Origin of the sequence: Fundidesulfovibrio magnetotacticus (assembly GCF_013019105.1) — a bacterium.
GTDB lineage: Bacteria > Desulfobacterota > Desulfovibrionia > Desulfovibrionales > Desulfovibrionaceae > Fundidesulfovibrio > Fundidesulfovibrio magnetotacticus.
In genome coordinates this window covers 65,451-91,043 of record NZ_BLTE01000005.1, presented here as the reverse complement: position 1 = coordinate 91,043, position 25,593 = coordinate 65,451, and the positions used below count along the sequence as shown (strand labels likewise).

The following is a 25,593-nucleotide window of genomic DNA, read 5'->3' as shown; positions in this document are numbered from 1 at the left end:
CCCCGAGGTCCCCCGCGTGGCGGGGCCTTGGGCAGGGCGGCTTGCCCCTCCCAGGGCGGTCCACGCCAGCCGCCTCGCGGCGGAAGGCGTCCGGCTGGGAGGGGGACGCCCGTAACCCGCCCGCCGCGCGCGCTTCCGACCCCGAGGCTGGACCGCGAAGCGGCCAGCGGCTATGAGTCGCGTGGCCATGCTCCAGTCTCTTCTCGCCCTCGCCGAGCTTTGGCTCCTCGCGGCCTCCTGGTACCGCCTTCAGGATGGGGAACTCACCGTGGCCGATGCCATGGCCCGGTCCCTGGCCCTTTCCCTGGCCTCCCTGGGGCTTGTGTCCATCGCCCTTTTCGCGGCGGGCCTCGCGCGCCTCCATCACCTGCTGGACGCTGGCGTGCTGGGCTTCGCCTGTTACAGCGCCTACGCCGGACAAAGACGCTTTCTGCCGGAACTGCGCCACGCGGGAGCCGCCCTCGCCCGGGAACCCCTGGCCTGGTGCCTGGGCGCGGCGGCCCTGGCGCTGCTCGTCCAGGCCCTGGCCGCGCCGCCCGCCAACTGGGACTCCATGACCTACAACCTGGCCCGGGTGCTCCTGATGATGCAGGAGAACACGCTCTTCCCGGTCAACTACAACACGTTCCGCCAACTGGCCTTCAGCCCAGGGTTCGACCTTCTGCACTTCTTCTTCCTGCGCCTGGGCACGGACGCGGGCGTGGCCGTCTTCGCCTGGGCGGCCTGGTGCTGCGTGATCCTTTCGGCCTACGCCCTGGCCCGGGAGCGTGGCCCCAGGCCCATGGCCCTGGCGGTGGCGCTGGTCACGGCGTCGCTCAAGCTCCTGGCGCTCCAGGCCACGTCCACCAAGAACGACATCGGGGCGGCGGCCATGGCCTGCGCCTGCCTGCTGGGCCTCTCGGCGCTCCTGCGCCGCGGCCGCGCGGCGGATGCGGCCTTCCTGGCCGCGTGCGTGGTCTACGGGCTCTCGGTGAAGACCTATTTCGCCTTCTTCGTGCTGTGCCTGGGGGGCTCGCTGTTGCTGTTCCACAGGCGCGAACTGGCCTCCCTGGCGCTGGGCGCATGGCGGGCCTCGCCCCGGGGCGTGCTGGCAGGCCTCGGCCTGACGCTGGCCGGGGCCTGTCTGGCCCTGGTCACCCAGATCGTCTGCCTCCTGCGCTTCGGAGACCCTTTCGGCCCGGAGCCCTACGTTTCGGCCCACCGCAACCTGGACGGCCTCGCGGGCCTCGCGTCCAACCTCGTCCGCTACGCCCTCCAACTGCCGGACCTGCCCGGGACGTGGTGGACGAACCTCCTGAGGCAGGCGCACCGGGCGCTCCTGGGCGGGGACCTTGGGCCGGGCGCTGCCATGGGCTTCGCCCCGGGCTACGGCCCCGGGGCCTGGTGGAGCGAGGACGTGGGCTGGTTCGGCCCCGTGGCGCTCCTGGCGGCCGGATGCGCGCTGGCAGGGCTTTTCAGTCGTGAGCGTTTCGTGCGCACGGTCTCCTGGGCCCTGGCGGGCACGGCCCTGTGCCTCTCCGCGACCATCGCCTGGATGGGCTACAACGGCCGCTTCTTCTCGCTAGTGTTCGCCTGCTCGGCGCTGCCCCTTGCCTGGGCCGCCCGCTGGTGGTGGGCCGCTCGTCGGCCGCGCTGCATCGTGCTGGGCGCGAGCCTGGCCGTGTTGTGTTCGGTGCTGCTCCTCAACCAGGAAAAGCCCCTGCTGGACCACACGGACCTGGGCGGCGCGCCGACGGACTGGGCCAAGGCCCTGCAACGCCGCGAGGGCGGCCGCCGGGGCGTGTACGACGAGCACTTCAACTCCTTCGTCTTCCTGGAATACCTCAAGCGCGGCACCTTCCCGGACCGGCGGATTCTCCTGGTGGCCGGGCCTGACAGCTGGGTCTATCCGCCGCTTTTCTTCGGCGCGCACCGCTGGGTGGTGACGGGCCGGGAAAACCCGGTGGCGCGCCTGGACGGGGAATTCTTCGACATCCGCGACTGCGGACGCCTGCGCGAACTGGCCCGGCGCTTCGACCTGGTGGTGGTCATGGAGCACGACGAGGCCCTGGCCTGCATCCAGGGGGCGGGCTGGCGCGAGGTGCTGCGCACCGTGGCCCACTGGGGGCCGGTGGCCGTGTTCGAGCCCGGCCCCGCGCCCTGAGCCGGGCCTCCCGGCGCAAAGTTCCCCTTATGGGGCAAGTGCGGGGGCCGTCCGTCGCGGGCGTCTTCGGCAGGCAGGCGTCGCTCGCGGGGATGTCCGGCAGGCGCTGGCCGTTCGTCGCGGGCGTCCTCGACAGGGGACGGCCCGGCATGTACACCCAAATGCCAACGAATGACGCCGCCGCGCGGCGCAAGGAGACCCGCATGGCCGAGACGAAGACCTTCACCCTTGAGGAGCTGGCGCGCTTCGACGGCAAGGAGGGCCGCCCCGCCTACGTGGCCCAGGGCGGCAAGGTGTACGACATCACCGCCTCGAAGCTCTGGAAGGCCGGACGCCACATGAACCGCCACGACGCCGGGGCCGACCTCTCTGCGGAGCTGCCCCACGCGCCCCACGGCAACGACCGCCTGGAGCGCTACCCCCTGGTGGGCGTGGTGGCCCCGGAGTGCGCCGTGCCCCACGCCCAGGACCGCGACGCCGAGCTGCCCTGGCTCTTGCGCAAGAGCCCCTTCCTGCGCCGCCACCCCCACCCCATGACCGTGCACTTTCCCATCGGCTTCGCCACCGGGGCCGTGTTCTTTCTGGTGCTCTTCAAGCTCTTCGGGGGGGCGTTCCTGGAGTCGGGCGTGCACGCCATGAACCTCGCGGGCGCCGTGTTCACGCCCGTGGCCCTGGCGACGGGCCTGGCCACCTGGAAATACAACTACGGCTGCACCCTGGTGCGGCCGGTGCGGATCAAGCTGTACCTTTCGCCCGTGCTGTGGGTGCAGTTCGTGGCCTGCGCGGTCTGGTTCGGGTTCGATCCGGCGGCCCTTTCCACCGGCTCGGGCCTGGCGCTGCTCACGTTCTCCATGCTGCCGGTGATGGGCGTTCTGGGCTTCATCGGGGCCACGCTCACCTTCCCCCTGCACGACTAGGGCTCGCCCCCCACGTCGCGCGGGGCCGCTGAAAAAGCCGCAAAGCCGACTTTATCAGCAGCCACGGAGCGGCAAGGCCGTTCTCAGCTCGAATGAGAACCCGGCGGCGGCCCTGCCCTCAAACGAACCGCCGCCCCGGCCTTGATGCAGGCCGGGGCGGCGTTTTGTCGCGTTGCGCGCGGGGGGGGGCGGCGGCCCATCATCGAGCGCGCCGGGCGCTGGCGGCGATCCGGTTCGTTCCCGAAACGGCCGTTACTTCTTATAGCGGCCCGTGATCCACCCCCGGACCAGGATGTGGCCCTCCACGGCCAGGAGGAAATCCTGCTTGGTGGCGTTCTCGGGCAGGTCCAGCAGGGAGTCCAGGGCGAACACCTCGATGAGGTAGCGCCGCGTGACCCCGGCCGGGGGGCAGGGCCCGGTGTAGCCGGGCTTGGCGTTGCCCAGGGCGATCTGCATGCCGCCGCCCTTGAGCTGGCGGGTCCTGGGCTGGTTCTCGGCGATGGAGATGTAGGTGGGGGCCAGGTTGTAGGCGATCCACAAGGGCTGCTGCCCCCTGGGCGAGTCCTGCTCGGTCATGAGGATGGCCAGGGACTTGGCCTCGCCGGGCACGCCCACCACCTGCAGGGGCGGGGAGCGGTCGCCCCCCTCGCATCCGGACTGACGGGGCATGCGTTCGCCGTCCTTGAAGGCCGGGCTCGAGACCGAGAGCGCGGAAGCCCGGGCCTCCGCGCCCGCGAGGAAGAGGAACAAGGCGGCCAGGAAGGCCGCGCGCGCAAAGCCCTTCATGTGCAGGTCTCCAGGGTGTTCCGGGGGCCGTCACGCCCCCATGCGCCACAGGTACGCCTGGACGGTGTTCTTGAGCAGCATGGCGATGGTCATTGGGCCGATGCCGCCGGGCACGGGGGTGATGGCCGAGGCCACCTCCTTCACCGAGGCGAAGTCCACGTCGCCGCACAGGCCGGATTCGTCGCGGTTCATGCCCACGTCCATCACCACGGCTCCGGGCTTGACCATGTCCGCCGTGATCATCTTCGCCCGGCCGATGGCCGCCACCAGGATGTCGGCTTGGCGGCACTCGTCGGCCAGGTTCCTGGTGCGGGAGTGGCACACGGTCACCGTGGCGTCGGCCTTGGTGAGCATGAGGGCCATGGGCTTGCCCACGATGTTGGAGCGCCCCACCACCACGGCCTTCCTGCCGGAGCAGGGGATGCCGTATTTCTCCAGGAGGAACATGACGCCCGCCGGGGTGCAGGGAGGAAGGCTGGGCAGGCCGATGGAGAGGCGGCCCACGCTCACGGGGTGGAAGCCGTCAACGTCCTTGGCCGGGTCCACCAGGGACTGCACGTCCAGGAGGTTCAGGCCCCTGGGCAGGGGGGCCTGCACGAGGATGCCGTCGATGTCCGGGTCGGCGTTGAGGCCAGACACCAGCGACTCCAGGGCCGCCTGGCCGATCTCGGCCTCCACGCGGTGGGCGGTGGAGCGAATGCCCGCGTCGGCGCAGGCCTTTTCCTTGTTGCGCACGTAGATCTGGGAGGCCGGATCGTCGCCCACCAGCACCACGGCCAGGTGGGGCGTGCGTCCGTACTGTTCGGCCAGCCGCGCGGTTTCCTGGGCGAGTTCCTGGCGCAGGGCCTGGGCCGTGGCCTTGCCGTCGAGAAGCAGCATGGTGAAACCCCGTTGGGAAAGGCGTTTCGCGCGGAGACGATGCCCCGGCGCGTTGGGCCGACAGGATAGGCCATGTACCCCGGCATTGCAAACAGGGCGGGCCGACACTGAACCCTTCGCATCGCTACCTTTTTCCGGGAAGCGGGGCAAGGGGAAAGCCCGCTCGGCAGCCGGGGCGAACGCCTGGCGCGCCGCCCTTTTCGGACGCTTCGCGTCGGGCACGCGCGAGGCGCGGATACCCCGGCCCTTGCGCCACGGCGCACGGCGGCCCGGAGAGGTCGATGCCCCCCGGATCGCTCCGGGGGGCATCGGTTGGGGCGTTTCTGGGGCGCTGGAGGCTCTGCCGCCCGATCAGCCCATCTGGATCTCGATCTTGCGGGGCTGGGCCTTTTCGGCCTTGGGCAGGTGCAGTTCCAGCACGCCGTTCTTGAGCACCGCGTTGATGCGGTGCTTGTCCACGATGTGGGAGAGGGTGAAGCCCCGGTAGTATTCGCCGTTGCCGAACTCCACGTGGATAAGCTTCTCCTCGGCTTCGGAGGCGGGGTAGGCCGTGCGGCCCGACACCTTGATCTCGTCCTCGTTCAGGTCGATGACCAGGGCCTCCTTGGAGACGCCGGGCATATCCATGTAGATGTAGAAGCCGTCCTCGGTCTCCACGATGTCGGTGGCGGGCTTGACGCGGGGCAGGCCCCTTTCCTCGTTTCTCTGGTTCTCGCTCATGGCGCGTCCTCCGTCCTAGGCGATGTCGATGGAGATCTTGCGGGGCTTGCTGGCTTCGCTCTTGGGCAGGGTGATTTCCAGCAGGCCGTCCTTCATGCGCGCGGCGACCTTCTCGCGGTCGATGGGTGCGCTCACGTTGACCACGCGCTGGAACGCGCCGGTGGGGCGCTCCTGGCGGTAGTACTTGCCCTTGGCGGACTTGCGCTCGCCCTTGATGGCCAGGCTGGACTCGGTGAGCGTCAGGTCGATCTCGGAGATGTCCATGCCGGGCAGTTCGCAGCGCACGGTGATGGCGTCGGGCGTCTCGGAGATGTTCACGGGCGGGTAGGCGTAGGGCCTCTGCGAGATGGCCATGGAGGGCGACCAGAAGGCCTCGAAGATCCGGTCGAGGGGCGTCTGCTGCCCGAAGAGGGGACTGAAGTCGATGACCATAAGGAAACCTCCTGAGGGATCGTTTTCGAAGTTTACCATAATCACGGGCGTCCTGGCGTCAAGAAGGTCGAGGGTCGCCCTGGTGCACGGGCTGGGCCGGAGGGGGCGCGACGGCGGAAAATTTTTACGGGTCGCCCACATAGCGCTATGTGGGGTGCAATTCGTTTCCTCCTGCATACAATGCACGGTCATCGGACCTTCGGCAGGTCCGCAATCGACCGTAGGAGGAACCATCCATGACCATGCCGACGTATGCCCAGACGTGCCAGGCCGGGGCGCAAGCCCCCTGGGGAATCGACCCCACGCTCGCGGGAGAGGCCCCGCTTTCCGGTCCCGGCGGCGCGGTGGCGCAACCCGAACTCGGGGCGCGAACGCCTCTCGACGACCCCTGCATCGTCGCGTTCGAGCCCCTGCTGGACTACCTGCAACGGCGGCCCGCATGGCAGGCCGCCGTGGAGGGCCACCCCGGCGGCCTGGACTGGGACCGGCTGCTGGACCACGGCCCCGCTCCCGCCGAGCCCGAATCGCTCGCGCGCTGGGAAGGCGCGCGCGACGCCCTGGCCAGTTTCAAGCCCTTCCTCAAGGAGCGGGAGGCGCGCCTCTCCGGCTACATCAAGCAGCGCGACTAGCAGCGGGCCGTGGCCCTGCTCAAGTCCCGCGATCATCTCTACGACCGGACCATGCACCTCATGGAGCACTACCTGGAGCGCCTTCCCGGCGTGCTGCGCCGTCTGGTGATGCCGCACCTGGGGAGCGAGTTCGGGGCCTTCGCGGAGCTCTACCGCTACCTGCGCCATGGGGCGGAATTGGCGGAGCGCCACATGCACGCCCAGGCGAAATCCCCGGCCGTCCCAGCGCCCCGGGGCGGCTCGCGCGGCGGGGAGTCCCGCCCGCTCCCACACGTCTCCGCTCCGCCCCGTCTTGACAGAAACCCCACGCTGTTTAAGCTATTTGACCGACCGATGCCCAAAGGAGCGAACCATGCCACTCTATGAATACCAGTGCGCCGCCTGCGGCTGCCGTTTCGAGGAACTCGTCAGCGCCCAGGGTCAGGCCCCGGCCTGTCCGGCCTGCCAGTCCGCCCAGGTGGCCCGCATCCTTTCCGCCGTGAACTGCCCCAACACGGGCAAGTCCATCGCGGACAACCCCGCCTCCGGCCCCTTCCCCACAGGCCTGGGCGGCGGCGGATGCGGAGGCGGGGGCGGCTTCTCCTGAGCCCCCTAGCCCCGGCCGGTCCGGCCGGATGATCGTTCAACGCACACCCCATCAAGACGCCAAAGGAGTCCGTCCATGTCCGACAGCGCCAAGACGCGGCAGCGCGAATTCAAGGCTGACATCGTCAAGCTTCTCGATATCATCACGCATTCCGTCTACACCAACCGCGAAATCTTCGTGCGCGAGCTCATCTCCAACGCCTCAGACGCCCTGGAGAAGCTGCGCTTCGAGCAGAGCCGGGGCTTGGCCCCCGCCGATCCCGACCTGCCCCTGGACATCCGCATCGTCACCGACAAGGACAACGCCGTCCTGACCATCACCGACACCGGCATCGGCATGAACGAGGCCGACCTGGTGGAGAACATCGGCTCCATCGCCCACTCCGGCTCTGAGGGCTTCCTCAAGGCCCTGGGCGACGACGCCTCCAAGGCCAGCTCCATCATCGGCCGTTTCGGCGTGGGTTTCTATTCGGTGTTCATGGCCGCGCGCAAGGTGGTGCTCACCTCCCGCGCCGCCGATCCCTCGGAGCAGTCCTGGGTGTGGGTCTCCGACGGCCTGGGCGGCTATGAGCTCTTCCCCGCCGAAGGGGAAGTCCCGCGCGGCACGGCCATCGAGGTGCACCTCAAGGACGACGCCAAGGAGTTCGCCGATCCCGACGTGCTCAAGGACGTGATCAACCGCCATTCCCACTTCATCGCCTTCCCCATCCTGGTGGACGGCGAGCGCGTGAACACCGTGCCCGCCATCTGGCGCGAGCCCAAGAGCCAGGTGAAGTCCGAGCAGTACAAGGAATTCTATACCTTCCTCACGCACGACCCCGAAGACCCCCTGGAAACCATCCACATGAACGTGGACGCCCCGGTGCAGTTCTCCTCCCTGGTCTTCGTGCCCGCCAAGGCCGACGAGCACCTGGGCATCCAGAAGCTGGAGCGCGGTCTGGACCTCTACGTACGCCGCGTGCTCATCGCCAAGGACGCCAAGGAGCTGCTCCCCGAATACCTGCGCTTCTGCCGGGGCGTGGTGGACTCCGAGGACCTGCCCCTGAACATCTCCCGCGAGACGCTCCAGGAGAACGCGGTGCTCAGGCGCATCGCCCACGCCGTCACCAAGGAGATCCTCTCGCGCCTGCGCAAGAAGGCCAAGGCCGACCCCGACGCCTACGCCGCCCTCTGGAAGGAGCACGGCAAGATCTTCAAGCTGGGCTACTCCGATTTCCTCAACCGCGAGGCCTACGGCGAGCTCCTGCGCTTCGACGCCTCCAGCCTGGACGCCCCCGGCAGGCTCACCGGCCTGGACGACTACATCTCCCGCGCCAGGGACGGCCAGAAGACCGTCTACTACCTCTCCGGCCCCAGCCGCGAGGCCCTGGAGCTGAACCCCCTGCTGGAGCAGTTCCGGCGCAAGGGCATCGAGGTGCTCTTCCTCTACGAGCCCGTGGACGAGTTCGTGCTGGAGTCCATCGGCAGCTACAAGGAGTTCGCCTTCAAGTCCGCCGAACAGGCCCAGGCCCAGGACCTGGCCAGCTTCGACGACGCCGCGCCCGCCGGACCGGAAACCGCGCCCCTCACCGCCGAGCAGAAGAGCGGCTTCGAGGCCCTGGTCGCGCGCATCAAGGAGGTGCTGGGGCCGCGCGTCAAGGACGTTCGCGCCACCGAGCGTTTGAAGTCCAGCGCCTCCTGCCTCGTCTCGGCCGACGGCCAGATGAGCTCCCAGATGCAGCGGCTCATGCGCCTGATGCAAAAGGACGAGTCCGTTCCCGAAAAGATCATGGAGATCAACCCGGACCATCCCCTGATCCGCAACCTCCTGGACATCCAGGCCGCCGACCCGGCCGACCCCTTCATCGCCCAGGCGGCAGAACAGCTCTACGAGTCGGCCCTGCTCCTGGAGGGCTACCTGGCCGATCCCCACAAGATGGTTGCGCGCGTCAACGCGATCCTCGAACAGGCCAGCGGCTGGTACGCGGGGCTGAAGAAGGGCGGCGCGGCCTAGTGGCGCGATGTTGAAAAACATGTTGATGTTTTTCAACATGAACATCAGTGGTTTTGGATGCTTGCCTTGACAGTCCGTAAGGACGGACCTTGAGGGCGCAACACCAGCGCGACGACCTCGATCGCCCCGCCGGACCGGCTCGATGCCGGAACCCGGCGGGGCGCTTTCTTTTGCTCCGCGCGGGGCGCGGTCAGCGGGCCGGGGAGCGGTGGGCGAACACGGCCGCGGCCACGCACAACCAGCCCAGCACGAGCATGGTCCCGCCCGTGGGCGTGATGGGCACGAAGAGGCGGTCGCCCGTGAGGCACAGCTCGTAGAGCGTGCCCGAAAAGGCCAGCGTGCCCGCCGCCAGCAGCCAGCCGCCCGCCGTCAAGAGCTTCCCGGGCCACCGGGTCATCAGCAGGCCCACCACCATCAGGCCCAGCCCGTGGTACATCTGGTAACGGACCCCGATCTCCCACGTGGCGAGCGCCTCCACGGCCAGCCGGGACTTGAGCGCGTGGGAGCCCACGGCCCCCAACGCCACCGAAAGCGCCGAGTACACGGCGCCCAGAAACACGAACACGCGGGACATGCCCACCTCCCTCGGATGAATCTCATCTCTGTGGCTGTAAGGTAGTCAATAGGAATCATTCTGACAAGCTGAAGGTGTGAGGGAAGGCCATCCGCCGGGCATCCGAAGCGCAGGTGAGCGCCTGCATGGCGCGTGCGGTGCGGGGCCAGTTCCACGTCGCCCAGGGCGTCACTCGTGAGCAGGAAGGTCTTGCCGTCGCTGCGGCGGGAAGCCTTGTGGGCGAGGATGAGCGTTGCGCCGGGGCGTTCAGTCGGCCGGTGTCCTTCCGCGTGCGGCTCGCCCCCCCCGTGCAGTGGGGTTGTCCAGGTTGACCGTGTATCTTGTGGCGCGTATTTAAGGGACGTAGTGTTGGCGGCGAGAATGTGCGGCTCGCTGTGTCTCCGGGGGAAAGCGCGTGTGCCCGGGAGAGCGCATCTCCAGGGGCGTGCTTGCAGGGGCGGCTGTCCAGGCGTCCCCTTGTGGCCCGACACGTCGGACGAATCGGAAGGAGGTGGCGCAAGCCATGATCGACCGGATCAAGGCGGCCTTCGCGAAGGCCTGCTCCTGGCAGGTGGTTGGCCCCGTGGTGTGCTCGCTGTGCATCGTGTCGATGCTCTACGTGGGCATCCATGCGTTTCATACAGGGCGCTTCTTTTTCAAGGACTTGTATGCGTGCGTTGCGGGGAAGGTTGGACGTTAATTTGTTGTAGCCATATTATTGGGGGTGGCGTGTATCATTTTATGAGATCGACGTTGAGGCTTGCGGCTATGGAGTTTGTGTTCATAAATATTATTCTTGTTTATGTTTTTAGGTTTTCTTGTTCGTGGTTAAAAGGGCGAAGTGCGTGGCAGCGCTTAACTATGTTAAAAATATTGTTGTGTTCGTGATGTGCATGGTGATTATATATCATTTTACACTTCTCCCAGCGTATGTGTGCAGTTAGTCAGTCGTTGTGGTTCGATATGTTCTCGAGTGGCTCCATTCTGCGTTGATTCGTCGATGTATGCTGCTCTCATGGTTTCCGGCTAAAGTCATCGTGAAGACCATGACAGCAGGTTTGTGGAAAATGCAGCTGAACGCGTTCCAGGTCAGCGCATACGCTTATATATGTATGCTCCCGCGAGGCCCGCAGCTACCCTCCCTGTGTGGTAGGTGGCCTGCCATTTTTCTGCGTCACTCAACGGTTCTCCATTGTAGAGCTTTTTCCCGATCTTTCCGAGATCGTTCAAGCCCTCGCCACCAGGGTATTTTGCAATGGAATCGGCGATCCTTCCAAGCTTCTGCGCCGGGGGCGCATGCCACATCTCCTCGTCCGAGGGCTTCCCTTCGTTGGTATAGCCCTTGTAGAACAATTCCCCCTGATTCTTGAGGTCCTCCTTCGTGATGTATCCCTGGATGTGCTGCTTGACGTCGGGTTCCGGCGCTTTCCGGTCAAGTTCCCCGCCAGGGATGTGATCTGAGACGATGGGCGCGTCCTTGTACCGCGCCGCCTTGTCGGCCATGTCCTTCTCAAGCTTCGTGCTTTGGTCGGCGTCCAGTTCCACGCTTCCCGGGTGAGGCCGCAGGCAGCGCCCTCTCAGGTGGGGGCCGAGGCGTTGCCCCGGAGGGGGTCTCAGCCGGTCTTGACGGCGCAAACCCGGTTGCGGCCCTGGGATTTGGCCAGGTAGAGTTGCCGGTCGGCCAGGCGCACCAGCTCCAGGGGCGAGGCCTGTTCGCCGGAGGGCAGGGTGGCCACGCCCAGGCTGGCGGTGACGTGCCCGGCCACGTCCGAGGCCTCGTGGGGCATCCCCAGGGCCTCGATGCCCAGGCGGATGCGTTCGGCCAGCGCCGTTGCGCCGTCCTGCCCCGTCTCGGGCAGGATCACCGCGAACTCCTCCCCGCCGTAGCGGGCCGTGAGGTCGGCGGCGCGGGCGGCGGCGCGGCCCATGAAGTCTCCGATGCGGCGCAGGCATTCGTCGCCCTGGATGTGCCCGTAGCGGTCGTTGAAGTCCTTGAAGCGGTCGATGTCCAAAAGGATCAGCGAGAGCGGCTTGCCCGAGCGGCGATGGCGCAGGCATTCGGTTTCCAGGGCCTCGTCGAAGCGACGGCGGTTGGCCAGGCGCGTCAGGCTGTCGCGGAAGCTCAGCTGGGCCAGTTCCTCGTTGGCGTTCTTGAGCTCCTCGGTGCGCTGGCGCACGCGGTCCTCCAGCAGGGAACGTTCGTCCTGCAGGGCGGCCAGGGCCCGGCGACGCCCGCGCATGGCCCGCAGCAGGAGCAGGATGAGCACCGTCTCCACCAACACCAGTAGCGCCACCCCCATGATCTGCAGGCGGTAGGTGTGCCAGAGCGAAAAGGGGCGGTTGAGCACCTCGCTGCCCGGGGGCAGCGAGGCCGGGCTCACCCCGAAGCGCTCCATGACGTGGTAGTCGAAGATGGGCGTGGTGGGCGAGCGCATCATCACGGGGATGGACCCGGCGGGCGTTCCCGCCAGCACCATCAGCACCAGCTCGGCGGCGGCACGCCCCTGGTCCGGTCCGGTGAGGATACGCCCGCCGATCACGCCGGTTCCCAGATGGAAGTCCCAGAAGGTGTACACCGGGAAGGGGCTCACCTCGCTCACGAGACGACCGTTCTCGGGGGGGCTCAGGGCGCGGCCCGCGCCCTGGTCGCTGGTCTGGCCGCAAAGGAACACAAGGGTCTCGCGGGGCAGGGCGGCCAGGCCGACGCGGATGGCCTCCAGGGAGGCGTCCTTGAGCACCGTGACCTGGAAGCGCTCGCGCAGGGCCGGAAACACCAAGGCCTCGGCGATCTCGGCGATGCGGGCGCTGCTGGCCTCGCCGGTGGAGACCACGAAGGCCAGCGAGCGCGTGCCGGGTTGCACCGCGAGGCCCAGCTCCACCGCCCCGGGGACGCTCACCTCCTCGTTGACGCCCGTCACGTTGGCCATGCCCTGGATCACGTCGGGCCGGAAGTTGTTGTAGCCGCAGAACACCAGGGGAATGCCCGGAAAGAGGCGGTCCCGGTACTGTTTGGCGAAGTCGAAGGCGGCGTTGTCGGAGACCACCACCACGTCGGGCGGGTAGGAGCGGTACTTGATCTCCATGGCCCGGGCCATGTGCTCCATCTGGCTGCCGTAGGCGAAGCGGCGGCTGTCCAGGTATTCGTAGGAGATTTCCACCGGCTGGCCGGATGCGGCAAGACGCTCTCGCAGGCCCTGTTCGATGCCGTCGCTCCAGGAGTAGCCCCGGTGGTAGGAATTGATGAAGAGCAGGCGGAACACCTTGGGGGCGTTGGCCTGGGCGGGCGCGGCAGGAAGGGAAAGGGCCAGCAGCGCGAGCAAGAGCGGCAAGAAGAGGCGGGCGGTCCCGGCCGGGCGAAGCGTCATGCAAAGCCTCCGGATGTGAGGTACGCCATGGAATGTCGGAGTCGGGGCGCGAGATTGACCATTTGTTGTGCAATCATAACGGGCCAGTCGATATATTGGTGACATTAGCGTCGAGTCGGGGTCGGCGCAAGCGCCGCGTGCCGCCGCGACGGCTTCTCATCCGGCGCGGTTCGGGCTACACAACGGGGCATGGCAACCGAGAAACTCCACCCAAAGCTCCTCTACGCGACGCCTGACGGCAGCATCTACGACCACCCCGACCTGGAGATGCTCGTGCGCCGGGGCGACCAGATGGGCCTGCCCAGGCCCGACGAACTCATCCCCTTGCCTCCCGAGAGCGAACTCTTCCTGCTGCCGGGGCGCTCCGCCCTGGGGTTCGATGCCGAGACGGGCGCGGTGGAGGAGCTCGAAGAACTGGCCGTGGCCGCCTTCGTGAGCCCGGGCCATACCCTTTCCGGCACGGCGGCCTACGTGCGGCGCGAGGGCGCGCCCGTGCTGCCGCTCTTCGCCTACGGGGCCGTGGGCATCGTGGGCGAACGGCTCTACGTCTGCGCCAAGCGGGTGGACCAGGACCAGCGCCAGGTGTTCGCGGGCATCCCCAAGAAGCGCATCACGGCCGGGGCCAGGGCGCTCATGGCGCGTTTTCCCAAGAACCGGCTGGTGAGCCATCTGGCGGGCTGCGCCCTGACGTTCTGCTGCCCGGCCGCGCGCAACCTGGCCCTGGGCCGCTTCGAGGCCCCGCTGCCCACCTCGCGGGCCTGCAACGCCCGCTGCGTGGGGTGCCTGAGCCTCCAGGAGGAGGGCAGCGGTTTTCCCTCCACGCAGAACCGCATCGCCTTCCGGCCCACGCCCGGCGAGGTGCTGGAGGTGATGCTGGCCCACTCCGAGCGCGAGGCCCGGCCCGTGCTGAGCTTCGGCCAGGGTTGCGAGGGCGAGCCCCTCACCGAGGCGGCGCTCCTGGCGGAATCCGCCGCGCTCTACCGGGCCAAGGGCGGCCGGGGCACCGTGAACGTGAACACCAACGGCAGCCTGCCCGGCACGGTGGAAGAACTTGCCCGCGCCGGGTTCGACTCCATGCGCGTGAGCCTCGTGAGCGCGCGAGCCCCACTCTACGAGGCCTACACGCGGCCCCAGGGCTACGGCTTCGCCCAGGTGGCCGAGACCGTGGCGCGGGCCAAGGAGGCGGGCCTCCACGTGAGCCTCAACTTCCTCTACCACCCCGGCGTCTCGGACACTGAAGAGGAGCTGGAGGCCCTGGGCGGGCTCATCGAGTCCACCCGGGCGGACTTCGTGCAGCTGCGCAACCTCAACCTGGACCCGGACCTCTACGCGGACATCGTGCGCGCAAGCGGCGCGGGCTTCGGGGCGAGCATGGGCCTTGGCAACTTCATGAAGCGCCTGCGCAAGCGCTGCGCGTGGCTCAAGTACGGCTATTTCAACCCCTTCCTGGGTGAACCGGCCGGGGAGTGAGGGGCCGGGGCGCAGACCCCGGTCATGGCGTCAGGCCCGCCCCGGTCAGGCCCGGACATCCCGCCTGGTCGGCGGCGGACCGGCCGCGCGGCAGGCCCGGCACGAAAAAGCCCCCGCTTCGGCGGGGGCTTTTCGATGGTTCGGGCGTCGGAGCGGTCCGGCGATCATTCCTCGGCGAGGCTCACCTGGACGCGCTCGCCGTCCTGGGGCAGGCGCTCGATCTCGCCGATCACCCAGGCCTGTTCGTGCAGGGCGTTCAGGCGGTTCATCACGTCTTCCAGGATGTCTTTGCCCACCACGAGCACGAAGCCCACGCCGCAGTTGAAGGTGGTGAGCATCTCGGGCCAGGTGAGCTTGCCCGCGTCCTTGAGCCAGCGGAACACGGGGGGCATGGGCCAGCTGTTCATGGAGACGCGCGCGGCCACGCCCCGGGGCAGGATGCGCGGGATGTTCTCGTAGAAGCCGCCGCCCGTCACGTGCACCATGCCCTTGATGGGGAAATCGCGCAGGAGGTTCAGGACGCTCTTCACGTAGATGCGCGTGGGGGCCAGCAGGGCCTCGGCCACGGTCTGGGAGGCCCCGGGCAGCAGGTCGTTGGGGCGCAGGCCGGACTCGGCAAGGATCTTGCGGATGAGCGAATAGCCGTTGGAGTGCGGCCCGGACGACTTGATGCCGATGACGCTGTCGCCGATGCCGATGGACGAGCCGTCCACGATTTTCGTGTTGTCCACGATGCCCACGCAGAACCCGGCCAGGTCGTAGTGGCCGGGGGGGTAGAAATCGGGCATTTCGGCGGTCTCGCCGCCCAGGAGGGCGCATCCGGCCTCGGAGCAGCCGTGGGCCACGCCCTTTATCACGCGTTCGGCGGTGTCCACGTCGAGCTTGCCGGTGGCGAAGTAGTCGAGGAAGAACAGGGGTTTCGCGCCCTGCACCAGGATGTCGTTGACGCTCATGGCCACCAGGTCGATGCCCACGGTGGAGTGGCCGTCGAACTCGAAGGCAAGCAGGAGCTTGGTGCCCACGCCGTCCGTGGAGGAAACGAGCACCGGCTCCTCGTAGGACTGCAGATCGAGTTTGAAAAGGCCGCCGAAACCGCCTATGTCGGTGATGACACCCTTGTTGAACGTGGCCTGGGCCAGGGGTTTGATGCGGTCAACCAGCCGCCCGGCGGCGGTGATGTCCACCCCGGCGCGGCGATAGGCATCGGCGCGGTCAGTCATGGGGGAAGGGCTCCTTCGATTGGTTGGGGGCAGCTTATGCCTTCCGGGCTCCAAATTCAAGGAGGTGGAGGATGGGCGATTCATGGAAACGCGCGTTGGTCGCCGCGGTCGCGCTGGCGGCGCTGGCGGCGCTGGCGGTGCCCGGAGCGGTCCGGGCGCAGGGCGAGCGCAAGGACAACACCCTCTCCACCAGGGATTTCCAGAACCAGGACCCGCAGGGAACGCTGCGCGCCGGACAAAACGAGCGCGGCGACAACGAGATGGTCATCGAGCGCAAACCCAAGCAGCCGCAGCAGATGCCGGACATGGGGCCCATCTACGTGGTGCCTCAGGTGAACCAGGGGCCAAGGCCTCCCCAGCCCCCGGTGGTGCTCCCCGTCCAGCCCGGCGGCAGGCGCGGGCCGTAACAGGTCGCCGCGCCCGAGCGGCGCGGCCCGGCGGGTCTGCCCCGCCCAATGGAGGTGGACCATGCATCCCGCAAGCCTCTGGAAGCCCCTTGGCGAGGGGCGCGCGCAGTGCCGCCTGTGCTGCCACTTCTGCCTGATCGACCCCGGCGCGCGCGGCCGCTGCGGCGTGCGCGTCAACAGGGACGGAGCGCTCTTCACCCTGGTCTGGGACCGCGTGGCGGCCCTCAACGTGGACCCGGTGGAGAAAAAGCCCCTCTACCACTTCCTGCCGGGCAGCCTCACCTTCTCCTTCGGGACCATGGGCTGCAACCTTGGCTGCTCGTTCTGCCAGAACGCCTCGCTCTCCCAGCCGCCCCGCCAGGGCAGCCCCGTGGAGGGCCGCAAGGCCGACCCGGAGGGCCTGGTGCAGGCGGCCCTGGATTCGGGCTGCCGCAGCGTCTCCTACACCTACTCGGAGCCCACGGTCTTCTTCGAACTCATGGCCGCCGCGGCGCGCCGGGCCAAGGCGGCCGGGCTGGCCAACATCATGGTCACCAACGGCTTCATGAGCCCCGAATGCCTGGACGCGCTGGCCCCCCTCGTGGACGCCGCCAACGTGGACCTCAAGGCCTTCACCCCGGCGTTCTACGAGCAGGTCTGCGAGGCGAAGCTCGAACCCGTGAAGCGCAACATCCGGCGCATGCGCGAACTGGGCTGGTGGATCGAACTGACCACGCTGGTGATCCCGGGGCTCAACGATTCCCCGGGGGAGCTCTCCGAGATGGCCCGGTTCATCGTGGAGCAGGCCGGGGCGCACACCCCCTGGCACCTCTCGCGCTTCCACCCGGATTTCCGGCTGACGGACCGCCCCCCAACGCCCGAGTCCACCCTGGAGACGGCCTGGAAGATCGGCAAGGACGCGGGGCTGGAACACGTCTACGTGGGCAACCTGCCGGGCAACGCCCACAATGCCACGCTCTGCCCCGGTTGCGGGGCCGTGGCCGTGGAGCGCAGGGGCTTCGCGCTGCCCTCCGGCGCGCCGCCGGGAGGGGTCTGCCCCGGGTGCGGAAGGCCCCTGGCGGGCCGCTTCGACTGAGGGCTGTAGCCGGGGGGCAGGTGGTTCGGAAGATGAAATGTTGTCCATCTTTTTTGGCCGCGCTTGCCGTGGTCCTGGGGGGCTGCTAGGGGATTCTCATGCGTATTGATTCAGGCCTTGCCAAGCCCGCTGGCAAGACCCGGAAACGGTCCTCCTCCAGTTCTTTTTCATGGGCTCTCGTAGCCCTGCTTCTGGGCGTGGCATTCTCCTCCGGATGCGCCAAGAAGCCCGCTTGCCTGGTGGAGCAAGACGCCGCCACCCTGTCTTGCTCCCCCACCAAGCTTTTCGCCCTGCCCGCACGGGGCGAAAAGTCCCTCACCGTCACCGCCATGGCCTACACGGCCCAGAGCGTGGGAAAGTCCCGCAAGGGACTCCCGCGCGCCGCCAACGGCGAGCTGCTCACTCCCGAGCTGAACGCCATCGCCGTCTCGCCCGACCTCATCGACCTGCACGGGCTCGCCCTGGACCAGACCGTGCGCATCGACGGCCTCGACGGCGAATACAAGGTCATGGACCTCATGCACGCCCGCCACGAGAAGACCATCGACATCTACTTCGGGCGCGACGCCGCCGGAGCGCGCCAGTGGGGACGGCGCACCCTGACCATCTCCTGGGACCACCTCCGCCAGGCCCAGGCCGACTAGCCCGCCTCCCTGCTGTCCATCCTTCCACGACGGTTCCCGGCCGAACAGCACGCCTCCCCGCGGCCCTTTCCGCCTGACGGACCGGGGCCGGTCCGCGCGCGACCGGCACGGGCCTAGCCCGCGCATGAAGCGCGCTCCGCCCGAAGCCTGCAGGTGGCGGCATCCTGTTGAGCGCGTCGGGCTCGGACGGGCGCCAGGGCGCGCGGCCGACGTCCCGGCCGGGTCGCCCTGGCCTCTTGCCAGAAATTCCAACCGTGATGTATTCTTCCGTGGGGATTGTCCCCCAAGCGGCGGCCCATCCGCCGCGTTTCGGCCCGATCCGGGGGGCCGGAACGGCCGATAGCCCCTCCGGCGACGGTTCGCATGCTCAAAAAGGTCCGCGTCTTCGATCTCCAGATCGGCATGTACGTGGTGGACGCCGGGCTCTCCTGGATGGACCATCCCTACCTCTACGCCGAGGAAGGCCCCGTGACCTCGGAGGAGCACATCGGGCGCATCCGCTCCGAGGGCTTCGCCGAGGCCTTCATCGAGACGGAGAAGAGCCGCCAGGGACGCCAGGACGTGCGCGTCTACGACCGCGCGGAGGTGGAACGCGCCCTGGCCGAGGCGCTCCTGGAGACCGCCGGGTCGCGCTCCAACAAGAGCGTGCCCCTGGCCGATGAACTGGCCGCCGCCCACGCGGCCCACGCTGGCTCCCTGACCTCCCTGCGGGAGGCCATGGACGCCGTGGCCTCGGGCACGTCCCCAGACTGCCAGGCCTGCCAGGACGCCTCCCGCGAGGTGGCCCAGAGCGTGGCCCGCAACCGCGACGCCCTGGTCTGCCTGGGCATGCTCTCGGAATCGGGGGGCTATCAGGTGCTCCACGGCGTGGGGGTGAGCGTGCTGGCCGCCGCCTTCGGCGACTACCTGGGCCTCGACCGCCGCCAGGTGGGCGAGCTGGCCCTGGCGGGCCTGCTTCACGACGTGGGCAAGGCCCTCACGCCCCGCGACGTGCTGGAAAAACAGGGCAGGCTCTCCGATGAGGAGTACGCCCGCGTGAAACGCCACCCCGTGGAGAGTTGTTCCGCGCTCTCGGCGGCGTCCCTGCCCCAGCACCTGCTGCGCGCCATCGCCGAGCACCACGAACGCCAGGATGGCTCCGGCTACCCCCGGGGCATCAAAGGCGCCCAGCAGAGCTTCTTCGGGCGCATCCTGGCCATGGTGGACGTTTTCGCGGCCCTCACCCAGGACAGGCCCTACCGGGCGCGCATCCTTCCGGACAAGGCGCTGAGCGTGCTCTTCGCCATGCGCGGCCGCGAATTCGAGACCAGCCTCCTGGAACGCTTCATCAAGTGCCTGGGGGTCTACCCCTGCGGCAGCCTCGTGCGCCTTACCAGCGGCGACCACGCCGTGGTGAGCGAATCCAACCCCCACGCGCCCCTGCGCCCCAAGGTCACCGTGGTCTTCGACCAGGACTTCAAGCCCATCCATCCGGCCGTGCTCGACCTCTCCGGCAAGGAAGGCCCCGCCCCGGCGAAGCCCACCGAGGTGGCCGCGCTGGTGGACCATCGCCCCCAAGGCGTCAACGTGCGCGACCATCTCGCGGGGTGACCAGCCCGCAAGGAGGGCTCATGAAACCGGACAAACTCACCGCCGCGCAGCGCAGGGCCATAATGGACGACCTCCTGGGCCGCTTCGTCTGGCCCGTGGAAGAGGAATACATGCACGAGGCCTTCGAGGTGGTCACCGACGCCGCGCGGCGCAAGCACGTGGTGCTCTGGCCAAGGGAGTCGGCCCGGGCGGAGCCGCCTTTCGGGCGCTGGCTGCACGAGATGGCCCACGCCCTGCTGGCGGAGTCCGTGCATCCGCAGTTCCGCAAGCCCTTCTTCTCCAAGGAAACCGCCGCGCCCGTGCGCGCCACCTACACGCCGCTTTTCGAGGCGGCCCTGGACTGGTACGTGCAGGCCCTGCTCATGGATGTGGCTCCCGGTCCCCAGGGCGCGGACCTCGACGAGCGCTTCCGCATGAGCGCCCACATGCTGCGCCAGGGGCATGCCCTGCCCAGCGTGGAGTTCGTGGCCGACGCTGGGCTGGCCCTGGCCTCCTTCAAGCGCTGGCGCGGCCTGGAGATCGACACCCAGGGAAAGCTCAACCTGGTGGTGCGCGCCTTCGGCCGCGCGGCCCCGGAAAAGCCCACGCTCTTCGGCTTGCAGTCGCTCTCGCGGGGGCTCATGGAGGCCTTCGGGCTGCACACGGCCCGGCTGGTGTGCGAGAGGGGGTTCGAGCGCTGGCGCGTGGAGGCCCTGAAGCCGACGGGATAGGCCGTCCCGCGAAAGGGACGACCGGCGCTGGCCCTGGGCGCTGGCGAAGTCTTGCTACTGGCGGTCGCGCAGCACGTGGAGCACCTCCACGTTGGCGGCCTGCCAGGCCGGATAGGCCCCGGCCACGAAGCCCAGCAGGGCCGAGCCCGCCAGGGCCTGCGCGATGAGCCAGGCGTCGTAGACGTAGGGGAAGTTGCCGAGGGCGTACACCACCGTGAGCAGCCCCATGGCAGCCGCCACCCCGGCCGCGCCCCCGGCCATGCTCATCACGCCCGATTCCAGCAGGAACTGACGGATGATGTCGCGCCGCCTGGCGCCCATGGCCCGGCGCACGCCGATCTCCAGCCTCCTGGCGCGCACCAGGAGGATCATGATGGAAAGGATGCCCAGCCCCCCCACCGCGAAGGACAGGCTGGAACTGATGAGCCCCAGCACGGCCACCAGGTCCAGGGCCTGCTGCTTGAGCTGCATGGTGTCCTCGGCCGTGAGCACCGAGAAGTCGTCGCGTTTGCCGCCCGTGATGTTGTGGCGCTGGCGCATGAACGACTGGGCCTCGCGCTTGATGCGCGCGAAGTCCGTGCCGTCGGCCATCTGCATGAACACTCCCGTCACCCACGTCTGGTTGGCCATGCGCCGCATGTAGGTGGAGACGGGCACGAAGACCTGCTCGTCCTGGTCCGTGCCGGAGATGTCCGAGCCCTTCTCCTCCATGACGCCCACCACCGTGAGCCCGGCCCGGTAGACCGTGACAGTCTGGCCCAGGGCCTTCTCGGGGTCTCCGAAGAGGCGCTGGGCGATCTTCAGGCCAAGCACCACCACCTTGGCCTTTTCGCGCTCCTCTTCCCAGGTGAAGAAGCGGCCTCTGTCGGGCTGGAAGCTGCGCACCTGGGGGTAGTCCGGCCAGGTGGCCACCATCTGGCAGGCCACCTTGGTGTTGCCCGCGCGGATGGGCATGGTGCGCAGCACCACGGGCACGCCCTTCATCACCCCGGGCAGCGAGCGCATGAGCGCCAGGGAATCCTCGAACTGGAAGGTGGCCGCGCCTCCGGCGGTGCGCGCCCCGCCGTCGCGGGTGAAGCGCACCTGGCCGGCCATCACCGCGAAGAGGTTTGGGCCGAGCTTCTCCACCTCGATCTCGGCCTGGCGCATCATGGCCAGGGAGACGTGGCGAACCCCCGTAAGGGCCAGCGCCCCCAGGAACACTCCCAGCATGGCCAGCGCCGTGCGCAGCTTGTGGGTGGCCAGCGCCTGGAGCGCGATGCGCAGGCTCAGGAGCATCCGGGGCTCCGTGGATCGGGGCGGGGGGATTGCATGAAGGGTCTATAGCGCCCTGCGGCCCCTTCGGCAATTGCCCCGCTCGCGCTTGAATTTCACGCGGAAAGGTGCCAAAATATACCTATTATGTATGAGATACATTCCCCGCCCCGGCGTGCTCTCCTTCCCGAGGGGGGATTGGCCCTGATTCTGCGCTTCCAGTTGCTGCTCCTGGCCCTGCTCGCGTTCCCGGGTCAGACCTCCGCCGAGACCTTGCGGATCGGGGCCACCTCCGCGCCTCCCATCTCCCAGCCCGACGGAAACGGGCGGTTGGACCGGATTCTCGACGAGGCCTTCCGCCGCGCGGGGCTGGAGGCGCGCTTCGTCACCCTGCCCAGCGAGCGCTCCCTGCGCGAGGCCGATGCGGGCATGCTTGACGGCGACAACAACCGCGTGGCCGGATTGGAGGCCACCTATTCCAACCTGGTGCGCGTGTCCGAGAGCAACATGAACTACGAGTTCATGGCCTTCGCCGCGTCGTCGAACGTGCGCGTGGAAAGCTGGGCGGACCTGGAGCGCCTTTCCGTGGGGCACATCGTGGGCTGGAAGATCGTGGAGGAGAACCTGCGCGCGGCATCCGTCACCAAGGTGGCCACGGCGGAGGAACTCTTCCGCCTGCTGGCAGGGGGCCGGGTGGACGTGGTGATCTACCACCGCCTCGGGGGCGAGCACTACGTGAACACCCTGGGCCTGCAGGGCGTGCGCCCCCTGGAGCCGCCCCTGGCCGTGCGCCCCATGTACCTTTATCTCAACCGACGCCACGAGGCCCTCGCGGAGCCCCTGGCACAGGCGCTGCGCGCCATGAAGGCCGACGGCCGCCACGCCGCCCTCCTGGCCGGAGAACGGCCCGCCCCCTAGCTGCCTCACGCACATCCTTCCCGGCCGCGTTGCGTTCGCGGTTGCCGTGGGTTCCCGCGCGTGGCATACCTCTGCCATGCCCTGCAAAGCGTCCGTCATGGTCCTCGCCCTTCTGCCGGCCCTCTGGTTCGCGCCCTGCGCCGTGCGGGGTGAGGGGGCGGCGCTGGTTCTGGGCGCGCGGGACGATCCGCCCCTTTTCCGGCAGGACGGGCTGGGCATGGTGGACCGGCTCCTGCGAGAGGCCTTCGCGCGGGCGGGCGTGGAGGCTCGTTTCGTCACCCTGCCCAGCGAGCGTTCCATCACGGAGGCCAACGCCGGGACCATCGACGGCGACGCCAACCGCGTGGAGGGCGTGGACCGGACCTACACCAACCTGGTGCGCGTGCCTGAGAGCACCGTCACGTGGGAGTTCACGGTCTTCACCATGGAACCGGGCCTGCACGTGACGGGATGGAAAGGGCTTGCCGGGTGCCGGGTGGGCTACCTGGTGGGCTGGAAGATCATCGAGGAACGCCTGAAGGGGCTTGAGGCCGTGGGCGTGGCCAGGCCCAGGGAACTCTTCAGGCTGCTGGCCGCCGGACGCGTGGACGCGGTGATTTACCAGCGCCTCGGGGGCGGCCTCCTCCTGGACGAACTGGGCATCCCGCGTTCCGCCGTGCGCGCCGAGGTGCTGGAGCGCCGCGAGATGTACGTCTATCTCAACCGCCGCCACGAGGCCCTGGTCCCCAGGCTGGCCGAGGCGTTGCGTTCCCTGAAGCAGGACGGCACGCGCGAGCGGTTCTTGGCGGAGCCCGCCGGGGAGTGATTCGCGCGCCCCGCGCGGCGCGTGCCGCACGTTGGGCGGCGTCCGAGGCAGGACGGTCCGAAACGACAGCGTTGCGAACCTGGTCGTGCTGCCGATGAGACGGTCAGCCGCGCCGGACGAACGCAACGCGAAAAAGGGCCGTTCCCACGGGAACGGCCCTTGTCTGGCGAATGCGTCCGGAGGCCTAACGCTTGGAGTACTGGAAGCGGGCGCGGGCGGCGCGCTGGCCGTACTTCTTACGTTCCTTGGCCCTGGCGTCGCGGGTGAGCAGACCGGCCTTCTTGAGCATGGGGCGCAGCTCGGGATCGGCCTGCAGCAGAGCGCGGGAGATGCCGTGGCGCAGGGCCTCGGCCTGGCCCGAGATGCCGCCGCCGTCCAGGGTGGCGTTCACGTCGAAGCGGCCCTGGGTCCTGGTGAGGGCGAAGGGCTGACGGATGATTCCCTGCAGCGCGGGGCGGGGGAAGTATTCGTCGGCGGGGCGGCCGTTGATCAGGATCTGCCCGGTGCCGGGTTTGATGCGGGTGCGGGCGATGGCGGTCTTGCGCCGTCCGGTGCCGTAGAAGAAGTCGGTGCTCATGGCGTGCTCCGTGTGTTAGGCCAGGGGCTTGGGCTGCTGGGCGGCGTGGGGATGCTCGGCCCCGGCGTACACCTTGAGCTTCTTGAGCATCTGGCGGCCCAGGCGGTTCTTGGGCAGCATGCCCTTCACGGCCTTGATCAGCACCTGGTCGGGCTTGGAGGACATCATGTCTTTCAACACGGTTTCCTTCAGGCCGCCGATCCAGCCGCTGTGGCGATAGTACATTTTCTGGTCGAGCTTGCGGCCGGTGACCTTCACCTTGTCGGCGTTGACCACCACTACGAAATCGCCCCCGTCCATATGGGGAACGAACTCGGGTTTGTGCTTGCCGCGCAGACGCTGGGCGATCTGGCTGGCCAGGCGGCCCAGGATCTTTTCCGAGGCGTCCACGATCACCCAGTCGCGGGTGATATCCTTGCTGCTCGGGCTGTATGTCTTCATGACGAGAAGTCCTCCATGCGATCGGGAAGAGGTGTCCTTTACGGGCTGGAGAGACTCCTGTCAACACCCGCGCGCGATTTTTCCGGAGATGCCCTTCAATCCGCCGCGCCCCGGCCAGGGCCGCCACGGCGCTGGCGGCCCCTTCCCCCCTTGAGCTTTGCCCCCGGGGGGGCTAGGGTTGCGCCATGTCCAGCGTGCGCAAAAGCCTCCTCCAGCTCGTGTTCTCCGGCTCCTCCATGAAACGCTGGAACGACAAGCTCCGCCCGGCCGAACTCATGGAGGTGGACAAGCAGGCCCACAAGATGATGGTGGCCTGGGTGCTCTTCACGCTCAACACCCGGGACATGGACCCGCGGGAGCGCATCCGCCTGGGCGCGCGCATCGTGGAGGGCGGCATCTTCGATTACCTCTACCGCCTGGTGATCACCGACATCAAGCCGCCCATCTTCTATAAGATCAAAGAGAACCCCGCCCACTACCGCCAGCTCACGGACTGGGTGCTCGTGGAGCTGGAGCCCCGGGTGCGCCCCCTGGGCGAGCCCTTCTGGGAGCGCCTCCAGGCCAGCCTGCGCGTCCCCGGCGAGGAGGGCCTCGACAGGCGCATCCTGGCCGCCGCCCACCTCTACGCCTCGGGCTGGGAGTTCAACCTCATCAAGTCCATGAATCCCCACGACACGGAACTCATGGACATCGAGGACTCCTTCCGCAAGGGCCTGGAGCGCCACAAGGACCTCCATGGCGTGGACCAGCTCATCGAGGGCCTTTTCGGCGGCGGGCGCACGCCCGTGGGGCACTTCGCCCAGGTGTGCGGCCAGCTCCGGTTCCAGAAGCGCTGGTCCCAGACACCGCGCATCCCCGAGACCAGCGTGCTGGGGCACCTGTACATCGTGGCCTGTTACGCCTGGTTTTTCTCGCTCTCGGTGGGGGCCTGCAAGGCCAGGGCCCAGAACAACTTCTTCGGCGGGCTCTTCCACGACCTGCCGGAACTGCTCACCCGCGACATCATCTCCCCGGTGAAGCAGTCCGTGGAGCCCATCGGGGCGCTCATCAAGGAATACGAGGAGCGCGAGCTGGAGCGGGTGATCCTCGCGCCCCTGCGCCGGGGCGGCTACGGCGAGCTGGTGGAGCGGCTCTCCTTCTTCCTGGGCCTGGAGATCGGCTCGGAATTCGCGGACTGCGCCCTGCTGGACGGGGCCGTGCAGCGCGTCACTCCCTCAAAGCTCCACGCCGAGTGCAACGAGGACCGCTTCGACCCCAAGGACGGCGAGCTCCTGAAGGTCTGCGACTCCCTGGCCGCCTACCTGGAGGCCTACACCGCCCTGCGCAACGGCATCGCCTCGGACCAGCTCCAGCAGGGCATCTGGCGCATCCGGGGCAAGTACGCCTCCACGGTGCTCTTCGACACCGTGCACGTGGGCGCGCTCCTGGCCGACTTCGACTGATCCCTTCCTGAACGTCTTGCTCCCCGCCCTGCCGGGGG

27 protein-coding genes are annotated in these 25,593 nt (G+C 68.4%); 16 read left to right on the top strand and 11 right to left on the bottom strand.

Annotated features, from left to right (window positions below; all coding sequences use genetic code 11):
• Nucleotides 1-187 precede the first annotated feature (187 nt).
• Nucleotides 188-2,143: a hypothetical protein gene (locus tag NNJEOMEG_RS07100; RefSeq protein WP_173082774.1), complete on the top strand. Its 1,956-nt coding sequence runs from the start codon at nucleotides 188-190 to the stop codon at nucleotides 2,141-2,143.
• Nucleotides 2,144-2,346: 203 nt separating this feature from the next.
• Complete coding sequence (locus NNJEOMEG_RS07095) at nucleotides 2,347-3,060, top strand: cytochrome b5 domain-containing protein (protein WP_173082772.1); 714 nt, start codon at nucleotides 2,347-2,349, stop codon at nucleotides 3,058-3,060.
• A gap of 252 nt (nucleotides 3,061-3,312) precedes the next feature.
• On the opposite strand, the gene NNJEOMEG_RS07090 is transcribed toward NNJEOMEG_RS07095, so the two are convergent.
• The 4 genes from NNJEOMEG_RS07090 to NNJEOMEG_RS07075 all read right to left on the bottom strand — a co-directional run bounded on the left by NNJEOMEG_RS07090 (nucleotide 3,313) and on the right by NNJEOMEG_RS07075 (nucleotide 5,877).
• The gene (locus tag NNJEOMEG_RS07090; RefSeq protein ID WP_173082770.1) at nucleotides 3,313-3,846 is read right to left on the bottom strand and encodes a YbhB/YbcL family Raf kinase inhibitor-like protein; all 534 of its coding nucleotides are present in this window, start codon (nucleotides 3,844-3,846) and stop codon (nucleotides 3,313-3,315) included.
• A gap of 30 nt (nucleotides 3,847-3,876) precedes the next feature.
• Nucleotides 3,877-4,725 carry a bifunctional methylenetetrahydrofolate dehydrogenase/methenyltetrahydrofolate cyclohydrolase FolD gene (folD, locus tag NNJEOMEG_RS07085; protein ID WP_173082769.1) on the bottom strand — a complete coding sequence of 283 codons (849 nt, stop codon included), beginning with the start codon at nucleotides 4,723-4,725 and terminating at the stop codon, nucleotides 3,877-3,879.
• Between the two features lie 351 nt (nucleotides 4,726-5,076).
• Nucleotides 5,077-5,445 (bottom strand): Hsp20/alpha crystallin family protein, encoded by a 369-nt coding sequence (locus NNJEOMEG_RS07080; protein ID WP_173082768.1) that lies wholly within the window; start codon nucleotides 5,443-5,445, stop codon nucleotides 5,077-5,079.
• Nucleotides 5,446-5,460: 15 nt separating this feature from the next.
• Nucleotides 5,461-5,877 (bottom strand): Hsp20/alpha crystallin family protein, encoded by a 417-nt coding sequence (locus tag NNJEOMEG_RS07075; protein WP_173082767.1) that lies wholly within the window; start codon nucleotides 5,875-5,877, stop codon nucleotides 5,461-5,463.
• A gap of 236 nt (nucleotides 5,878-6,113) precedes the next feature.
• Here NNJEOMEG_RS07075 and NNJEOMEG_RS07070 point away from each other — a divergent pair, with 236 nt between their 5' ends.
• The 4 genes from NNJEOMEG_RS07070 to htpG all read left to right on the top strand — a co-directional run bounded on the left by NNJEOMEG_RS07070 (nucleotide 6,114) and on the right by htpG (nucleotide 9,084).
• Nucleotides 6,114-6,506, top strand: a complete 393-nt coding sequence (locus NNJEOMEG_RS07070) for a hypothetical protein (protein WP_173082766.1) — start codon at nucleotides 6,114-6,116, stop codon at nucleotides 6,504-6,506.
• Nucleotides 6,507-6,515: 9 nt separating this feature from the next.
• On the top strand, nucleotides 6,516-6,872 hold the full coding sequence (locus tag NNJEOMEG_RS07065) for a hypothetical protein (RefSeq protein WP_173082765.1): 357 nt from the start codon (nucleotides 6,516-6,518) through the stop codon (nucleotides 6,870-6,872).
• Nucleotides 6,859-7,092, top strand: a complete 234-nt coding sequence (locus NNJEOMEG_RS07060) for an FmdB family zinc ribbon protein (RefSeq protein WP_173082764.1) — start codon at nucleotides 6,859-6,861, stop codon at nucleotides 7,090-7,092. Before NNJEOMEG_RS07065 ends, NNJEOMEG_RS07060 begins: the two co-directional genes overlap by 14 nt.
• A gap of 75 nt (nucleotides 7,093-7,167) precedes the next feature.
• The gene (gene htpG, locus NNJEOMEG_RS07055) at nucleotides 7,168-9,084 is read left to right on the top strand and encodes a molecular chaperone HtpG (RefSeq protein WP_173082763.1); all 1,917 of its coding nucleotides are present in this window, start codon (nucleotides 7,168-7,170) and stop codon (nucleotides 9,082-9,084) included.
• A gap of 190 nt (nucleotides 9,085-9,274) precedes the next feature.
• On the opposite strand, the gene NNJEOMEG_RS07050 is transcribed toward htpG, so the two are convergent.
• Nucleotides 9,275-9,658, bottom strand: coding sequence for a DUF423 domain-containing protein (locus NNJEOMEG_RS07050; protein ID WP_173082762.1), 384 nt, complete (start codon nucleotides 9,656-9,658; stop codon nucleotides 9,275-9,277).
• 502 nt (nucleotides 9,659-10,160) lie between these two features.
• Here NNJEOMEG_RS07050 and NNJEOMEG_RS07045 point away from each other — a divergent pair.
• Complete coding sequence (locus tag NNJEOMEG_RS07045; protein WP_173082760.1) at nucleotides 10,161-10,337, top strand: hypothetical protein; 177 nt, start codon at nucleotides 10,161-10,163, stop codon at nucleotides 10,335-10,337.
• Between the two features lie 389 nt (nucleotides 10,338-10,726).
• Here NNJEOMEG_RS07045 and NNJEOMEG_RS07040 read toward each other — a convergent pair whose 3' ends face one another.
• Nucleotides 10,727-11,182, bottom strand: coding sequence for a hypothetical protein (locus NNJEOMEG_RS07040; protein ID WP_173082758.1), 456 nt, complete (start codon nucleotides 11,180-11,182; stop codon nucleotides 10,727-10,729).
• A gap of 68 nt (nucleotides 11,183-11,250) precedes the next feature.
• Complete coding sequence (locus tag NNJEOMEG_RS07035) at nucleotides 11,251-13,002, bottom strand: diguanylate cyclase (protein WP_173082756.1); 1,752 nt, start codon at nucleotides 13,000-13,002, stop codon at nucleotides 11,251-11,253.
• 189 nt (nucleotides 13,003-13,191) lie between these two features.
• Here NNJEOMEG_RS07035 and NNJEOMEG_RS07030 point away from each other — a divergent pair, with 189 nt between their 5' ends.
• Complete coding sequence (locus NNJEOMEG_RS07030) at nucleotides 13,192-14,472, top strand: radical SAM family protein (RefSeq protein WP_173082747.1); 1,281 nt, start codon at nucleotides 13,192-13,194, stop codon at nucleotides 14,470-14,472.
• 164 nt (nucleotides 14,473-14,636) lie between these two features.
• Here NNJEOMEG_RS07030 and purM read toward each other — a convergent pair whose 3' ends face one another.
• Complete coding sequence (gene purM, locus NNJEOMEG_RS07025) at nucleotides 14,637-15,692, bottom strand: phosphoribosylformylglycinamidine cyclo-ligase (RefSeq protein ID WP_173082744.1); 1,056 nt, start codon at nucleotides 15,690-15,692, stop codon at nucleotides 14,637-14,639.
• A gap of 71 nt (nucleotides 15,693-15,763) precedes the next feature.
• Here purM and NNJEOMEG_RS07020 point away from each other — a divergent pair, with 71 nt between their 5' ends.
• The 5 genes from NNJEOMEG_RS07020 to NNJEOMEG_RS07000 all read left to right on the top strand — a co-directional run bounded on the left by NNJEOMEG_RS07020 (nucleotide 15,764) and on the right by NNJEOMEG_RS07000 (nucleotide 20,118).
• Nucleotides 15,764-16,099: a hypothetical protein gene (locus tag NNJEOMEG_RS07020; protein ID WP_173082742.1), complete on the top strand. Its 336-nt coding sequence runs from the start codon at nucleotides 15,764-15,766 to the stop codon at nucleotides 16,097-16,099.
• 61 nt (nucleotides 16,100-16,160) lie between these two features.
• A complete protein-coding gene (amrS, locus tag NNJEOMEG_RS07015; protein WP_173082740.1) occupies nucleotides 16,161-17,174 on the top strand; it encodes an AmmeMemoRadiSam system radical SAM enzyme in 1,014 nt (337 codons plus the stop codon).
• 239 nt (nucleotides 17,175-17,413) lie between these two features.
• Nucleotides 17,414-17,818, top strand: coding sequence for a 3D domain-containing protein (locus NNJEOMEG_RS07010; RefSeq protein ID WP_217270492.1), 405 nt, complete (start codon nucleotides 17,414-17,416; stop codon nucleotides 17,816-17,818).
• Nucleotides 17,819-18,181: 363 nt separating this feature from the next.
• Complete coding sequence (locus tag NNJEOMEG_RS07005) at nucleotides 18,182-19,408, top strand: HD-GYP domain-containing protein (RefSeq protein WP_173082738.1); 1,227 nt, start codon at nucleotides 18,182-18,184, stop codon at nucleotides 19,406-19,408.
• A gap of 20 nt (nucleotides 19,409-19,428) precedes the next feature.
• Complete coding sequence (locus NNJEOMEG_RS07000; RefSeq protein ID WP_173082736.1) at nucleotides 19,429-20,118, top strand: hypothetical protein; 690 nt, start codon at nucleotides 19,429-19,431, stop codon at nucleotides 20,116-20,118.
• A 54-nt stretch (nucleotides 20,119-20,172) separates the two neighbouring features.
• Here NNJEOMEG_RS07000 and NNJEOMEG_RS06995 read toward each other — a convergent pair whose 3' ends face one another.
• Nucleotides 20,173-21,396 (bottom strand): ABC transporter permease, encoded by a 1,224-nt coding sequence (locus NNJEOMEG_RS06995; protein ID WP_173082734.1) that lies wholly within the window; start codon nucleotides 21,394-21,396, stop codon nucleotides 20,173-20,175.
• 174 nt (nucleotides 21,397-21,570) lie between these two features.
• On the opposite strand from NNJEOMEG_RS06995, the gene NNJEOMEG_RS06990 reads away from it, so the two are divergent.
• Together NNJEOMEG_RS06990 and NNJEOMEG_RS06985 are read left to right on the top strand one after the other, a co-directional pair.
• The gene (locus tag NNJEOMEG_RS06990) at nucleotides 21,571-22,290 is read left to right on the top strand and encodes a substrate-binding periplasmic protein (RefSeq protein WP_173082732.1); all 720 of its coding nucleotides are present in this window, start codon (nucleotides 21,571-21,573) and stop codon (nucleotides 22,288-22,290) included.
• Nucleotides 22,291-22,387: 97 nt separating this feature from the next.
• A complete protein-coding gene (locus NNJEOMEG_RS06985) occupies nucleotides 22,388-23,095 on the top strand; it encodes a substrate-binding periplasmic protein (protein ID WP_173082730.1) in 708 nt (235 codons plus the stop codon).
• A gap of 184 nt (nucleotides 23,096-23,279) precedes the next feature.
• Here the strand turns inward: NNJEOMEG_RS06985 and rpsI are convergent, their stop codons facing one another.
• Nucleotides 23,280-23,672, bottom strand: a complete 393-nt coding sequence (gene rpsI / locus NNJEOMEG_RS06980) for a 30S ribosomal protein S9 (RefSeq protein WP_173082728.1) — start codon at nucleotides 23,670-23,672, stop codon at nucleotides 23,280-23,282.
• A gap of 15 nt (nucleotides 23,673-23,687) precedes the next feature.
• A complete protein-coding gene (gene rplM / locus NNJEOMEG_RS06975; RefSeq protein ID WP_173082726.1) occupies nucleotides 23,688-24,113 on the bottom strand; it encodes a 50S ribosomal protein L13 in 426 nt (141 codons plus the stop codon).
• A gap of 185 nt (nucleotides 24,114-24,298) precedes the next feature.
• Here rplM and NNJEOMEG_RS06970 point away from each other — a divergent pair, with 185 nt between their 5' ends.
• Nucleotides 24,299-25,555: an HD domain-containing protein gene (locus NNJEOMEG_RS06970; protein WP_173082724.1), complete on the top strand. Its 1,257-nt coding sequence runs from the start codon at nucleotides 24,299-24,301 to the stop codon at nucleotides 25,553-25,555.
• Nucleotides 25,556-25,593: the final 38 nt, after the last annotated feature.